A 15679-nucleotide genomic window follows, 5' to 3' on the forward strand; every position below is an offset into this window, starting at 1 on the left:
TAACGGTACATTTCGGGATCAATAAGACAACCGCGTTGTCTTATTCTGGCTGCACAGTCCCAAAACAAGCCCACTCCAAGCAAATAAGTAAACGTGGTTTGCTTATTTCCTCCTAACGGGGTTTTGCCGGTGGAATAAGATAACCACGTTGACTTATTCCACCGGCACGACGCCCGGGCTCACCCAAACCACGGTGCGAAGCCCCCCTTCCGCCGAGTGCACAAAAAAACGCTGAAAGCCGCCCACAAACGAGAGTTCTCTCCCGTTTGCACGCAACCTTCAGCGTCACAATTCAAGCGAATGAGCTCCCGCCCATCCGCATCCTGCGTTTACCCCTGCGGCGCGAACCCCGCCGCCGCCAAAAACCGTCCGAACGCCGCCTGCCCGGCGTCGTCTCTTTTGAAGACGCCTGCGTCGAGCAGGACGTCCATGAACTTGCTGCCGACCTCGGTCTGCAGCAGAGCTTGCGCCGCGTCGGCGCTCAGCGACGTGCCATGCTGCGCCAGCAGCGTCCCGATCCACGCCGCGTGCTTGTGCAGCGGGTGGCTCGCTTCCTCCAGCTCGCGCCCCGCGCGGGCTTCGCCCGTCAGGAGCTTGCGGATGTCCGCCAGCTCGTCCTGCAGGCGGCCCGGCAGCACCGCCAGCCCCATGACCTCAATCAAGCCGATATTCTCCTTCTTGATGTGGTGCAAGTGCTGATGCGGATGGAAAATCCCATCCGGATGCTCCGCGGAGGTGCGGTTGTTCCGCAGCACCAGATCGAGCTCGTACTCGCCCCGCGCATTATTGCGGGCGATCGGCGTGATCGTGTTGTGCGGCACGCGCGCACCGTCTTTTTCACTGAACGCGAGCACTTCCGCCTCGCTGTCGCTGTAAGCGCGCCAGTCGTCAAGCAGCTTGCTCGCGAGCTGATAAATCAGCTGCTTGTTATGCGAGCTGAGACGAATGACGGACATCGGCCATTTGACGATCGCCGCTTTCACGCCAGGGAAGTCCGCATGCGAGAACACCTGCTCGCTCGGCGCCTTTTCCATCGGGAACTTGTGGCGCCCGCCCTGGAAGTGGTCATGGCTCAGAATGGAACCGCCCACGATCGGCAGATCCGCATTCGACCCGATGAAGTAGTGCGGAAATTGATCGACAAAGTCAAGCAAGCGATAAAACGTATTCGCCGTCGTTTTCATCGGGATATGTTTTTCATGAAAAATAATGCTGTGCTCGTTATAGTACACATAAGGCGAGTACTGGAAGTACCACTTCTCGTTGTCCAGCTCCAGTGGAATGACGCGCAGATTTTGCCGCGCCGGGTGATTCACACGGCCTGCATAACCCAGATTGTCCACACAGAGGAGACAGGCCGGGTAGCTGCTTTGGGGCAGCGTTTTGAGCAGGGCAATTTCTTTCGGATCTTTCTCCGGCTTGGAGAGGTTGATCGTGATTTCCAGATCGCCGTAAGCGGTATCCGTCAGCCAGTAAGCGTTCTTCGCGATGCGGTCCATGCGGATGTAGTTCGAATCGATCGACTGCTTATAAAAATACTGCGTCGCCGCCTCCACACCCTGCGTTCTCGCGAGCGTCCAGAACTGGTGTACGACTTCGGAAGGCCGCGGCATCAGGAGCCCCATAATGCGCGCATCGAGCAGATCGCGGTAGGTCATTGTATTTTCTTCGAGCAAGCCGCCTTCGTAAGCCGCGTCCAGCAGCTCTTCCAGCAGCGGCACCGGCGAGTTGAGCTGCTCTTCCGGCACATCGCCTTGATACGGCTCTGCCAAGCCGAACAAATCCAGCAGCGCATTCCGCGCAGCAACCGTATCCAGCGGCTCCAGCAAGCCGTTTTGACCGCCAAATCGCAAAAGCCGTTCAATCGCAAGCCCAGCCGTCTGCGGTGTTTGTAATGTACGTTCCATTCTTAGTCACTTCCCTTTCTGCCAAAAAGCCCTATCCGCCAAACAGAACCGGCCGCCGCCCTAATAATCTGACGACAGCTCGGTTACTCCTGCGTTTCTCTATTTGCTGTATCCGTACGGATGATTCTGATGCCAGTTCCAAGCGCTCGCGATGATCTCTTCGAGGGAGTCGTGCGATGGCTTCCAGCCCAGCTCCGCTCTAGCTCGCTCGGAGGAGGCGATCAGCGCTGCCGGATCGCCTGCGCGGCGCGGCTCGATGACCGCCGGGATCGCATGGCCGGTCACTTTACGGGCGATGTCAATGACTTGTTTGACCGAGAAGCCTGTGCCGTTGCCCAGGTTGTAGATGTTGCTGTCCGCACCCGCACGCAGCTTCTCAACCGCCAGTACATGCGCGCTGGCCAAATCGCTGACGTGGATGTAATCGCGAACACACGTGCCGTCTTCCGTCGCGTAGTCGTCGCCGAAGACCGAAATATGCGCACGCTGACCCAGCGCAACTTGCAAAATTATCGGGATCAGATGCGTTTCCGGGCTGTGATCCTCGCCAATTTTGCCGCCTGCATGCGCGCCGGCCGCGTTGAAGTAGCGCAGCGATACGTATTTGATGCCATGGGCCGTGTCGAACCATTTCATCATTTTCTCCATCGCCAGCTTCGTTTCGCCATACGTATTCGTCGGCAGCGTGCGGTCGCTCTCGAGGATCGGAACGTTCTCAGGCTCGCCGTACGTTGCAGCCGTGGAGGAGAAGACGATTTTTTTGACGCCGTATTCGTTCATTTTTTCCAGCAGGCACAGGGTGCCGTACACGTTGTTGTGGTAGTACTTGGCCGGGTTCGTCATGCTTTCGCCCACCAGGGAATTCGCCGCAAAATGAATGATCGCATCGATCTCATTTTCTTTGAACACCGTATCCATGAAAGCCGCATCGCGCAAATCGCCTGCGTACAGCTTGCCGCCAAGCAGTGCCTCGCGGTGACCTTGCTGGAGGTTGTCGACGATGACGACCTCTTCGCCTTTTTCCAGCAGCGCCGCAACCGTATGTGAGCCGATATAGCCGGCTCCGCCTGTAACTAGAATCGCCATATTAGAGCGCCTCCCCGACTTGTTCTACACCATTGCCGATATCGCAGACATAAAAGCTAGGTGTTAGACCTGTTTTTTCCGTGTACTCTTTGCCGACTTGCTCGATGAACTGAGGCACGCTGTCTTCATGCACCAGGGACACCGTACAGCCGCCGAAGCCTGCGCCCGTCATGCGGGAGCCGAGTACGCCAGGCACTTTCAATGCTGCTGCGACCATGCTGTCGAGCTCAAAGCCTGTCACTTCATACAGATCGCGCAAGGAATCATGGGAACCGATCATCAGCTTGCCGAAGGACTCGAGATCGTTCGCTTCCAGCACCTTGATGGATTGGAGCACGCGGTCGATTTCTTCCACAACGTGCTGCGCTCTGCGGCGAACGGTTTCGTCCGGGATCAGGTGCTTGTACTCATTAAACTGCGCCAGGTTGAGCTGACCGAGCAAAGTGAGGGATGGGAACTGCGCTTGCAGATCCTTCACTGCCTGCTCACACTGCGCTCTGCGCTCGTTATAAGCGGAGTCGACAAGGCCTCTGCGTTTGTTCGTGTTGCCGATGACCAGCTTGTAGCTGCCGCTTTGGAATGGCACATGGCGGTACTCGAGCGTGTCGCACATGAGCAGGATCGCGTTGTCTTTCTTACCGTTCGCTACAGCGAACTGGTCCATGATGCCGCAGTTCACGCCGACGAACTGATTCTCGGTTTTTTGTGCGAGCAGCGCGATTTTGACCGTATCTGTCGGGTATTTCTCCATCGTTTGGAGGCCGTACGCCGTCACAACTTCGATGGAAGCCGAGGAGGAAAGGCCCGCGCCGTTCGGGATTTCACCGTGGAAGAGCAGGTCGTAGCCATGCTGTACCGGGAAGCCTTCTTTCGCCAAGTGGACAACGATGCCTTTCGGATAGTTCATCCAGTCGTCTTCTTCGTTGTAGACCATATCGTCTATGGAAATTTGTTTGCGAAGCGGCATGTTTGTGGAAGCAAAACCGATCGTGCGATCCGCTCTTGGACGAATCAACAGCGTCGTGCCGAAAGTGAGTGCAGCCGGGAATACATAGCCGCCGTTGTAGTCCGTGTGCTCGCCGATGAGGTTTACGCGGCCTGGCGCGTGGAAGGCTGAGATGTTCGCGGAGGATTCTCCATAAATTTCGATAAACGTCTTCTTCAAGCTTTGCAAATCTGCCATGTGGGCACCGCCTTTGGTTATATGGAATGGTTGTATTGGTTGCGTGTTTGTATCTTTAGTATAAAAGAAGCGCGAAGCGTTGGCTATGGAGTCATGTTATTTCCACATGGATAAATGTGATTTTGAGGGTTTTTCAGGAGAGCTCCCTATGCTAAAATGATAGCAACCTCTTTGGAATCGGAGATGAACACACATCATGGTGAAAACGCCCAGTTACTTTGTCGTTTCCAACCCGCTCCCGGCCGGCCCGGCCGCCCTTACCGTGCTCTTCGCCGGCGAAAGCCAGACGAAGCCCGAGCACCGGCTCGGCCCGAAAGTTTATGACTATTACCTCATCCATTATGTCATCTCGGGTCGCGGCCTATTCTCCTCGCACGGCGAGGAATACGCGCTCGGCGCCGGCGACAGCTTCGTCATCGAGCCGGAGCAGCTCATCAGCTATGTGTCGGATGCGGACGACCCGTGGCATTACTGCTGGATCGCCTTCACCGGCGAGCAGGCGGCGGCGCTGCTGGCTTCGACCGGCTTTGATCCGCTTGCGCCGGTCGTGCATACCACCCGGAATCGGCACATTCCGGTGCTGTTCCGCCACATACAGCGCGCGCTGAAGCTGCGGAGGCCGAACGCGCAGCTTCAAGCCACCGGCTATTTGACGCTGCTGCTAGGGGAATACTGCGAGTCGCTGTCCTCGCAGACGACGGCCCGGGCCGCCCTCGATGCGGAGGGCGACGCGATTGTGCAGCAGGCCATCCACTACTTATCGACGCAATATGCGGAGCCGATTACGATTGAGATGATGGCCGACAGCCTCGGCTACAACCGCGCGTACTTGTCGCGGTTGTTCAAGAAGCATACGAAGGTCACGCCGGTGACCTTCCTGCTGCGCCTGCGCATCGACAAGGCGCGGCTGCTGCTGCGGGAACGGACGGAGCTCACGATCGAGCAGATCGCGTCGTCCGTCGGTTTTTACGACCCGCTGTACTTTTCGAAGCAGTTTCGGCGGTGGTATGGCGTTTCGCCGACGGAGTATCGGAGGGAGATGGAGGCGCTGTAGCGCGGCAGCGGGGGGATATGGACTCGAACGCGTCCCCCTTTTTACGAGCGGCTCCCGACAGCTACATTCTCTGGGACTGCGGAACTCAATCCGTTGGCGCTTTATGCCGCAGCTACAGGGAATGAGTTGCAGCGCAAACCGCCTACCGCCCCTCCCACAGCTCAACTGGAATTTATCCATCTCATTTCAGTCATTTTGCCGATTTCGTCACCTTCAACTGGAAAAACTCCCGTTCATCTGGAGCATTTCCCGGTTTCCGCACAGTTTCACAGAAATAAGCTGGAGGTTTTCCAGTTCACGTAAGGTTTCGCGCAAAAAAACGCCAACTCAACTGGAATCATTCCAGTTGATTGTGCTTGGACACGACTTCCCTCTCCCCCTCGCCCGTTGATATCAAGCTCGGCCTGCCGCACCACGCTCCACACAAACTCCACTGTGCTCCATCGAGTCCCGCACACATCAAATTGCCGTCCTTAACAAGACGGGGATTTACTGTGGACATCAGGCTACTTCGAGGGTATACATTCAACGATGCGCAAAAAGCCGGACAAGCATCCTATATGCTTGTCCGGCCCCCAGGTCCGGCTCGCGGCAGGTTGTCACGCTGTCCTTCGCTTCCCCCAGTACCCGCTACTCCGCGCCCAAATACGCCTCAATCTCCCGCTTCACCTGCGCCAACCTCCACTCTGCGTCCGCAAGCAGCGGCTCGAGCACATCTAGCACTTCCGCCCTTGGTGCATCCTGCCCCCGCGCTTCACCGTGCCTCGCCCCAGGCACTTCCGCGTTCCGTGCCCCGCCCTCAGGCCCACTCACTCCCGGCTCATCCACCCCTCGCGCCTCGACACCATACCGCAGCGCCGCCTGCAGCCCGTCCGCCGCAGCGCTCAGCGGCTCTGCGCCGAGATTCGCCGCCACGCCCTTAAGCGTGTGCGCGAGGAGCAGCGCCCGCTCCACGTCGCCAGCCTGCACGGCGGCGCGAATCTCCGCCACCGCCTGGAGGTGGCCCTCCATGAATTTGCGCAGCACCTGCGCATACAGGCTCTTCCGCTGGCCAAGCCGCACCAGGGCGCCTTCCGTATCAAGCGCCGGCACATCCTCAGGCGCCGCTTCTGCAGCCGCTGCGACTTGGCCTGCGGCGGCTCCCTCCAAGGCAGCCACCTGCTTCGCATGCTGCATCATCCGCTGCAGCACGCTGTACAGCTGAATGGCCTCAAACGGCTTCGTGATGTACGCATCCATTCCCGCTTCCAGTACCTGCCCTTTCACACCCTGCATGGCATCGGCGGTCATGGCGATAATCGGCGTCGTGATGCCACCACTGCGAAGACGGCGTGTGGTTTCAATCCCGTCCATCAGCGGCATTTGCAGATCCATCAGAATCGCGTCGTACCGCTTCGCCTCGACCCGTTCCAGCGCCTCAACGCCGTTGCCCGCCACATCGACCTGGACGCCCATCTCCTGCAAAATCTCTTGTGCCACCTGCTGATTAATCTCGTTATCTTCCACGAGCAGCACCTCGGCGTGACGAAGCAGACTGAGCTTCTTCCCGTCGGACTCGTCCTGGGCGCCGATTTTTTTGACTTTTAGCTGCTCCTGGAACAGATCGACAATATGATTGTACAGATGCGATTGGGAAATCGGATAATACAGCACCTTGCGCACATACGACGTCGGCAGCTTGGTCTGCACATCCGCCTCATGGTACGCACTGATCAGTACGATTACGTGAGGCGGATGCTCATAGCCCAGCTTGACCTTTTCCGCAAAAGCATGCGCATTCTCCCCCTGAAGCATCCAGTCCACAATGACCAGATCATAGCGGTCACTGGCATCCATATGCGCGAATGCGCTGGCAGCGGAATCCTGCGTGCTCACGACAAACTGGAACTGCTCCAGCTGGCGTCCCAGCACAAGCCGCATGTCCTCGTCTTCGCACACGACCAGCACGCGCAGAAATTGCAGATGCGGCGCAATCGGCGCGCTGAACACATGGCTGAAGCCCCGCTCGAAGTTCACGGTAAAGTAAAAGCAGCTGCCTCGGCCAAGCTCGCTCTCCACGCCCATTTCGCCGCCCATCAGCTCGACAAGGTTTTTGGAAATAACCAGCCCTAGTCCAGTACCACCGTACTTCCTCGTCGTCGACATATCGGCCTGGGAGAACCCGCGGAATAACTTGCCAAGCTGCTCCGGCGTCATGCCGATACCCGTATCGCGAACCTCGACACGCAGTTGCACGTCATTGTCCATTTTCGCGACGACCCGCACGGATACGGAAATTTCCCCTTCCTCCGTAAACTTCAGCGCGTTATTGACGAGATTGAGCAGCACCTGATTGAACCGGAACGGATCGCCTTTCAGCAATTGAGGCACCTCATGATCGATGGCAAAATGCAGCCGCAATCCCTTCTCATACAGCGAAAAGCCGATCATATCCGAAATATTGCTCATCACTTCGTACAGATCGAAATCAATGCGTTCCAGCGAGATTTTTTTCGCTTCAATTTTCGAAAAGTCCAAAATATCGCTGATGATCGTCAGCAAGCTTTTAGCGGAAATCGCGGTTTTGCCGACATAATCCTTTTGTTGATCGGTCAGCGCCGTCTGCTGCAAAAGATGATTGAGCCCGATAATCGCATTCATCGGCGTCCGAATCTCATGGCTCATATTCGCCAAAAACTCGCTCTTCGCCCGATTCGCCGCTTCCGCCAACTCCTTGGCATCAGCCAGCAGCACGTTCTTGCTCGCCAGCTCCGCCGTCCGTACCTCCACCAATTCTTCCAGGTGATCCCTGTATTGATGCAGCATTTCTTCTTCCTGCCGGCGCTCTGTAATGTCCGCCCCAGCCAGAAGGAGGCCGATAATCTCGCCCTCTTCGTCTCTCAGCAGGGTATTGTTCCAACCAATCAGCCGTTCTTCGCCACATCCATTCAAAATAATACTTTCATAATAATCCGGCCGCTCGCCGCCGCTCATCACCTGCTGAAACCGCTCGCGCCGCCTCTCAAGCAGATGTTCCGGCACACATACCTCCAGCCAGTTTTTCCCTACAATCTCCGCTTCTGCATAACCGAGCATGCTGCATCCTCTCCGATTGAGCAGTTCAATGCGACAGGAACGATCCAACACCACAATGATCACATCGACAAGATCGAGGTAGCTTTGGGCCTTCTCTTTCTCCTTGAGCAGTTTCTGCTCGCCTTTCCGTCGAACATCCCGCGTCTGGAGTACCAATCCTACACCCACAACAATCGCCATCACCGTAAAAATAAAACCCAGCCACAGCGCCGTTCCGCGTTGACGGGATGTACGGTCGACATCCCTTTGGGTTCCCGTCAAATTGTAATCAACCCAGCGCTGCAGTTCCTCATCAGCGAGCTGCCTAGTAACCCCAAGCCTGTCCAGCAGCAGTTTGGCAAACTTTTCGTCGCCAGACTGCACGGCGTCGATGATCAGCTGCCCCTTTAGCAGGAAATCCAGCGATTTCTCGTACACTCTCTCATAAATATCCTTCTCCTCCTGAGAATTGAGGAAAGGCTCGTAAGCCTCGTACTGCTCATTGAGCAGTTTTCGTGTATTCTGATAATCGGTAATGAGCGTATGGAGACGCTCGTTTTCCGTTTCAAGCACAATTTTATGCAGAAGAATCCGCTCTTTCGTAAAATTCTCCTCTATCTTGAAAATCCTGGCCACACTGGGCATCCAATTCGTTTTGACCACATCAACGGTCTCTTTCAGCGCGAACATTTGATAGAAGTTCGTCCCGATCACCGCTATTAGTAGCAAGCTAATAATGAATACCCATAACGATCTCGCCCTAGTAATCGCTTTCAAAGTATCCCGCCTCTCTATCGCTATTATAGCATAGGAACTTTCGCTAGACAGGAGCTGTCGGCAGATGAGAGGTTCAAAAAGCAAAAAAACACCGCCGGGATCCACGCCCAGCGGTGCATATTTATCTTTTACCCGGATCGTACGGCTCACCCAGCGCGGAAGGCGCTTTGGAGCGGCCGACGGCGCCGGCCAGCACGAGAATCGTGAGCACATACGGCAGCATGTACAGGAACTCCTGCGGAATGTGCTTCGAGAATTCGAACAACCGTAGGAAGTTGTTGAGCGCCTGCGCCATCCCGAAGAACATCGCAGCCCCGAACGCACCAAACGGATGCCATTTGCCAAAAATCATCGCCGCCATGGCGATGAAGCCCTGGCCGGAGATCGTGTTGTGCGAGAACGCGCTCGTCGTGGTGAGCGTAATCGTCGCGCCGCCCAGCCCGGCGAACAAGCCGCTGAGCATCACCGCGATATAGCGGATGCGCTTCACCTTGATCCCGTTCGTATCCGCGGCGCTCGGATGCTCGCCGACGGCGCGCAGGCGCAGGCCGAACGGGGTTTTGAACAAGACGTAGTACGTCACGCCGACAAGGATGAGCGCAATGTACGTCGTCGGGTAAGCGGTAAAGATCGCATTCCCCAGATAAGGGATGTCCGCCAGAAGCGGAATCCGCCACTTGGAGAAGACATCGTTCAACGTGTCGGTTTGACCTGCGCCGTTGAACAGCATTTTGACCAGATAGATCGTCACGCCTGCCGCCAGGAAGTTGATCACGACGCCGCTGACAACTTGATTCGCCTTGAACGTAATCGTCGCGACTGCGTGAATCAAAGCAAAAATCAGCGCAAACACCATCGCGCAAATGAGCCCGACCCACGGCGACAGTGCGCCCATATCGGCCTGCTCCGCATAATAGGAACCGACGGCTGAGGCGAACGCGCCCGAGACCATCAGCCCCTCAATCCCGATATTGACGACGCCGGAACGTTCCGAGTAAATCCCGCCCAGCGCGCCGAAAATGAGCGCCGTCGAATACACGAGCGTAATATTAATCAATTCACTGAATTTCGTAAAAAACGCATCCAGCATATCCATCTACGACACCCTTTCTTTCTTGCGCCGGCCATAGAGCGGCAGCAGGATCCAGCGGACGATGCCTTGCGTCGCCACGAAGAAGATCACTGAGCCGATGACGATGCGGATAATCTCCGGCGGCACGTCAGCCCCGAAGCTCATGCCCGCGGAGCCGTAGGACAGCCCGCCGAACAGCATCGCGCCCAGTACAATCCCGATCGGGTTGTTCGCGCCCAGCAGCGACACGGCGATGCCGTCGAAGCCGTAGCCCGGCGATGCCGCAGCCACGACTTGATAGTGGAACACGCCCAGCACTTCAAACACGCCGGCCAGCCCGGCAAAAATCCCCGAAATAAACATCGCCTTTACGATGCTGCGATTCACGTTCATCCCGGCATACTTCGCCGCGTCCAAGTTATGGCCGACCGCACGAAGCTCGTACCCCTGCTTTGTCCGCCACAGAATCAGATAGAACACCAATGCGCCAAGCAGAGCAATCACGGTGCCCCAATGCACCCGCGCATGATTCATCAGATCCGACAGCCAGCCGATACTAAGCGAAGCGGAGTCCTGAATCATGTAAGAGCGCTGCTGCTTCGGCTCCAGCAGGAACCGGTTCACGATGTAGTTCGAGAGAAACAACGCGATCCAGTTCAGCATAATCGTCGTGATCACTTCGTTGACGCCGCGCTTCGCCTTCAGGTAGCCGGCAATGGCGCCCCAGAGGCCGCCGAGCAGTGCGCCCGCGATGACCGCCAGCGGCGCATGGATGATCCACGGCAGACCGTGGATTTTGACCCCGATGATCGTCGCCCCTGTCATGCCCATGACGAATTGGCCTTCGGCGCCGATGTTGAAGAGGCCCGTACGGAACGCAAACGCCACCGACAGCCCCGTCAGAATAAGCGGAGTAATCGCCCGAATCGCTTCGCCGATGTCGTAGGAGCTGCCGAAGATCCGCTTAAACAGCGCGATGTACGCGTCAATCGGATTATACCCTCCGGCCAGCATGACGAGCGCCCCGAACAGCAGCCCCAGGATAATCGCAACGATGGGATTCACCGCAGATTCACTTGTAAACACGCGTACAACCTTATTCATGAGGCGCCCCCTTCTCCCCAGGCTGACTGCCCGCCATCAGCAGACCGATCTCCTGATCGTTCGTATCCTTCGGCAGCACCTCGCCCACAATCTGTCCTTCATAGATCACCGCGATGCGATCCGAAACGTTCATAATTTCATCGAGTTCAAAAGAAATCAGCAGCACGGCCTTGCCCTTATTCCGCTGTTCGATCAGTTGGCGGTGCACGAATTCAATCGCGCCCACATCCAGCCCCCGCGTCGGCTGCGCCGCGATGAGGAGGTGCGGATTTTTGAAAATCTCCCGCGCAATAATCGCCTTCTGCTGGTTGCCGCCGGACAACGACCGCGCTTTGTTGTAGATGCTCGGCGTGCGCACGTCGAACTGCTTGATCAGCGCCTCCGCGTGCTTGTCGATCGCGTCATAGTTGAGGAAGCCGCCTTTGTTGTACGCCGGGTGGAAATACGTCTCCAGCACCATGTTCTCGCTCATCGTAAAATCGAGCACCAGCCCGTGCTTATGCCGGTCCTCCGGGATGTGCGACAGGCCCGCTTCTGAGATTTGCCTCGGCGTATGATGCGTGATGTCGCCGCCCATGAGGCGCACTTCGCCGCCGTCCACGGAACGCAGCCCCGTCAGCGCTTCGATCAGTTCGCTTTGGCCATTGCCGTCCACCCCGGCGATGCCGAGGATTTCACCGGCTTTGACCTCGAAGCTGAGCCCTTTCAAGGCCGGAAGCCCCTGCGCGCTGCGCACGACGAGGTCCTTCACCTGCAAGACAGGCTCGCCGGCCTTCACGTCCTCCTTCGTCACCTTGAACGAAACGTCGCGCCCGACCATTTTCTCCGCCAGAATGCGGGGGTTCGCCCCTGAGATTGGCAGCGAGTCGATCACCTTGCCCCGGCGAATAATGGTCACCGTATCGGCGATCTCCATAATTTCTTTTAGCTTATGGGTAATGAGAATAATGGACTTGCCCTCTTGTACAAGATTGCGCATGATGACCATTAATTCACTGATTTCTTGCGGAGTCAGCACAGCTGTCGGCTCGTCGAAAATGAGAATTTCCGCGCCCCGGTACAGCGTTTTCAAGATCTCGACCCGCTGCTGCATCCCAACCGAAATATCCTCGACACGGGCTTTGGGATCGACGCGCAGACCGTACTGTTCAGAAATTTGCTTCACTTTCTCCTGGGCAGCTCGGTAATCGATATTGACGCCTTTCTTGGGCTCCATGCCCAAGATAATGTTTTCCGTTACCGTGAACGGCTGGACCAGCTTAAAATGCTGATGTACCATCCCGATGCCGAGCTCAATCGCCCGGTTCGGACTGTCAATGGCTACTTCCTTGCCTTGTACGAGAATGTGGCCTTCATCCGGCTGATATAAGCCGAACACAATATTCATCAGCGTCGATTTCCCCGCCCCGTTCTCGCCGAGCAGCGCGTGAATCTCGCCTTTACGCAGCTTGAGGGAGATGGCGTCGTTGGCGACAATGCCCGGAAAACGCTTCGTAATGCCCCTCAGCTCAACTACAGGAACTGCTTCGCTCATCGGATCACCCTAAGGATCAAAATTTGAACTGCTTCTAAAACCAACAACAAGGCTAGTTAGATAACTAGCCTTGTTGGGTATGCATGCTGATACTGGCTGTGTGCCAACCGCTTACGGCGTTTCAGGTACTTTCACTTCGCCGGAGATGATTTTCGCTTTGTACTCGTCCACTTTTTTCAAGATGTCGGCGGATACGTTTTTCTTTGACGTTTCCGGCAAGCCTACGCCGTCGTCTTTGAGACCGAGAACAACTGTTTTACCACCGGTAAATTTACCCGCAATCAAATCCTTGGAGACGCGCACAACCGCTTGGTCAACGCGTTTCAACATCGATGTCAGCGTCACGTCGTCGCCGAATTCCAGCGATTGGTCTTTATCGACGCCGATGACCCAAACTTTCTTGCCGTTCTTCGCACGATCTTTCGCTTCGTTGAACACACCATTGCCTGTAGAGCCCGCTGCGTGGAAAATGATGTCCGCGCCATCGTTATAAATCGTCGCCGCAGCCGCTTTGCCCAGGTCAGGCTTGTCGAATGCGCCGGTGTAGTTGATTTTGACCGTTGCGCTAGGATTAACCGCTTTGACACCAGCGACGAAGCCCGCTTCAAAGCGCTTGATGACCGGAATGTCGATGCCGCCGACGAAGCCGATTTTGTTCGTTTTCGTTGTCATGCCTGCAACGACCCCAACGAGGAATGCACCCTCTTGCTCCGAAAACGTAACGGACTCCACGTTCGGCGCATCCACTACGTTATCGATGATTGCCAACTTCGTGTTCGGGTTTTGCGTAGCCACGGTTTTCACCGCGTCGCCCATCAGGAAGCCGATCCCCCATGTGAGGTTATAGCCGTCTTTGACGAATTGGTTCAGGTTCGTTGTGTAGTCGGCGTCGCTCTTGCTCTCCAGATTCTTGACGGAAGCCGACGTTTCTTTCTTAAGCAGCGTCAGACCTTCCCATGCGCTTTGGTTGAACGATTTATCATTGACGCCGCCAATATCGGTAACCATGCCGATTTTAAAGTCTTTGCCGCTGTTGTCGCTAGCAGGTGCCGCCGACGCAGCCGCCGTGCCTGCCGGTGTCGCCGAAGCGCCTGTATTGGATTCTTCTTTTTTCCCGCAGCCCGAAAGGACCAGTGCGGAGACCGTTACAGCCATGACGGCTGTCGTGAACATTTTTTTCATGGATCTAACCCCCATCGTATCGTTATTCAAAACAGGAAGCCTCTCCTAAGTAGGTTGACCATTCCCAGTTAAAATATGTAAGTGGCTCCCCAACAAGTGTAACAACTCGATGGACAGAAGAAAAGTAATGAACTTACATTTTATAACGTCACACAAATTAACATGAACTTTTTGTTTTCCCCTACAAATGAGAACAGAAGCCCCGATTTTTGATTATACAACCATTGGTCAATAAAATCTATATGGTGTTACGTCATATTTTTGAACAAAGGGGAAGCGCCTTCAATCCGTGGGCGCTGATCGATGGAGGGGGACAACAACTCGTCGGGCCGTTTCCGCCGAAATAAGACATCCTCGTTATCTTATTTCCTCAAATCCGGTGGAGGCTGGTAGAATAAGACAACGGCAAGCGCTTATTTGCTGCACATCACCTTGCACCGGGCCTCTTCCCCTGAAATAAGACATCCCAGTTGTCTTATTTCCCCAAATCCGGCGAGTGCCAGCAAAATAAGACAACGGCGAGCGCTTATTTGCTGCACATCACCGCTCACCTGGCAGCTTGCCACTCAGACTGGATCTCTGTCAAGATAGTAGACACTACTTAAGTGAGCGGTCATGCAGCTCTTTTAAATTGCGCAGCAAATTGAACCGGCGATACGTATCCGATTGAGCTGTGAATTCGTTTACGATTGTAGAAGAACTCAATGTAACTAAAAATCGCATCATACGCCTGCTGCTTGGTCTTAAATTTGGTGCAGTAAATCAGTTCCTTCTTTAGAATGCTGTGAAAGGACTCGATGCAGGCATTGTCATAGCAATTGCCTTTGCGGCTCATGCTCATTCGCATGCCATAGGTTTTCAACTTATCACGGTACTCGTGAGAGGCGTACTGCGAGCCGCGATCAGAATGATGGATCAGCTTCTTCTTCTTTGGTTTCTTGGCCTTGTAGGCGGCTTCCAGTGCGTCAATAACTAACTCCTTCGTCATCCGGTCGTAGAGCTTCCAGCCGACGATCTCGCGGGTGCACAAGTCCATCACGCTAGCCAGGTATAAACGCCCTTCACGGCAAGGGATGTACGTAATGTCTGCTACCCATACCTTGTTAGGCTGTAACACCTTAAATTGCTGGTTAAGGAGATTCGGCGCGATCGGCAAATCATGGTTCGAATCCGTTGTCTGAACCTTGAATTTGCGGGACGTACATGAACGCAGACCCAGTTCTTTCATGTACTTAAACACGGTACGTTCCGAGATTTGGATGTCTTCTTTCCACAGCATCTGCGTGATTTTAGGGCTGCCATAGCGCTGATCCGTATCATGAAAATGGTATAAAATCCGCTCCACGACCTTCGCTTTGCGCCGCTCCTGCTCACTAGGCAGAGACGTTTGCCATTTGTAAAAGCCGCTCGGAGATACATTCATGACTTTGCACATCTTCTCCACTCGAAATTCGGAGCGATGATCGGAGGGTAAATTGGAACCTTAGTTCTTTTCTTTGCTGAAGATGTGCAGCGCCTTTTTTAAAATCGCGAGTTCCTCCATGAGATCCTGCTTCTCCCGCTCGGAGGCCAGAAGACTTGCCTCCAATTGACGGATTTTTTCAGGGTTACCCACAGGCTCATTTTCAAAAGAACGGTAAAGCCTCATCCAATTCTGGAGCGTACCCGTAGGAATATTTAACTCTTCCGCAATTTCAGGTAAGGTCTTTGTTTGCTCCTGTACGTA

At 55.3% G+C, this 15679-nt stretch carries 10 protein-coding genes and 1 pseudogene; 1 reads left to right on the plus strand and 10 read right to left on the minus strand.

Annotated features, from left to right (window positions below):
- Positions 1–329 precede the first annotated feature (329 nt).
- The 3 genes from EJQ19_RS14165 to EJQ19_RS14175 form a co-directional block, all read right to left on the minus strand.
- Complete coding sequence (locus EJQ19_RS14165) at positions 330–1907, minus strand: UDP-glucose--hexose-1-phosphate uridylyltransferase (RefSeq protein ID WP_126141886.1); 1578 nt, start codon at positions 1905–1907, stop codon at positions 330–332.
- 99 nt (positions 1908–2006) lie between these two features.
- Positions 2007–2993 (minus strand): UDP-glucose 4-epimerase GalE, encoded by a 987-nt coding sequence (galE, locus tag EJQ19_RS14170; RefSeq protein WP_126141887.1) that lies wholly within the window; start codon positions 2991–2993, stop codon positions 2007–2009.
- A gap of 1 nt (position 2994) precedes the next feature.
- Complete coding sequence (locus EJQ19_RS14175; protein WP_126141888.1) at positions 2995–4176, minus strand: galactokinase; 1182 nt, start codon at positions 4174–4176, stop codon at positions 2995–2997.
- Positions 4177–4372: 196 nt separating this feature from the next.
- Between EJQ19_RS14175 and EJQ19_RS14180 the strand changes: the two genes are divergently transcribed.
- Positions 4373–5230: an AraC family transcriptional regulator gene (locus EJQ19_RS14180; protein WP_126141889.1), complete on the plus strand. Its 858-nt coding sequence runs from the start codon at positions 4373–4375 to the stop codon at positions 5228–5230.
- Between the two features lie 630 nt (positions 5231–5860).
- Here EJQ19_RS14180 and EJQ19_RS14185 read toward each other — a convergent pair.
- From EJQ19_RS14185 to EJQ19_RS14215, 7 genes and pseudogenes are all read right to left on the minus strand, one after another.
- Complete coding sequence (locus EJQ19_RS14185; RefSeq protein ID WP_164716551.1) at positions 5861–9061, minus strand: response regulator; 3201 nt, start codon at positions 9059–9061, stop codon at positions 5861–5863.
- A 121-nt stretch (positions 9062–9182) separates the two neighbouring features.
- Positions 9183–10157, minus strand: coding sequence for an ABC transporter permease (locus tag EJQ19_RS14190; RefSeq protein ID WP_126141891.1), 975 nt, complete (start codon positions 10155–10157; stop codon positions 9183–9185).
- The gene (locus tag EJQ19_RS14195; RefSeq protein ID WP_126141892.1) at positions 10158–11237 is read right to left on the minus strand and encodes an ABC transporter permease; all 1080 of its coding nucleotides are present in this window, start codon (positions 11235–11237) and stop codon (positions 10158–10160) included.
- Positions 11230–12771 (minus strand): ABC transporter ATP-binding protein, encoded by a 1542-nt coding sequence (locus EJQ19_RS14200; RefSeq protein WP_126141893.1) that lies wholly within the window; start codon positions 12769–12771, stop codon positions 11230–11232. Before EJQ19_RS14200 ends, EJQ19_RS14195 begins: the two co-directional genes overlap by 8 nt.
- A 111-nt stretch (positions 12772–12882) precedes the next feature.
- Positions 12883–13953: a BMP family lipoprotein gene (locus EJQ19_RS14205; RefSeq protein ID WP_126141894.1), complete on the minus strand. Its 1071-nt coding sequence runs from the start codon at positions 13951–13953 to the stop codon at positions 12883–12885.
- 613 nt (positions 13954–14566) lie between these two features.
- A pseudogene (locus EJQ19_RS14210) lies at positions 14567–15406 on the minus strand (IS3 family transposase); the annotation flags it as partial.
- A 30-nt stretch (positions 15407–15436) separates the two neighbouring features.
- On the minus strand, positions 15437–15679 hold a 243-nt coding region (locus EJQ19_RS14215), incomplete at its 5' end, for a transposase (RefSeq protein ID WP_126141896.1).

Source organism: Paenibacillus whitsoniae (assembly GCF_003955665.1).
GTDB lineage: Bacteria > Bacillota > Bacilli > Paenibacillales > NBRC-103111 > Paenibacillus_E > Paenibacillus_E whitsoniae.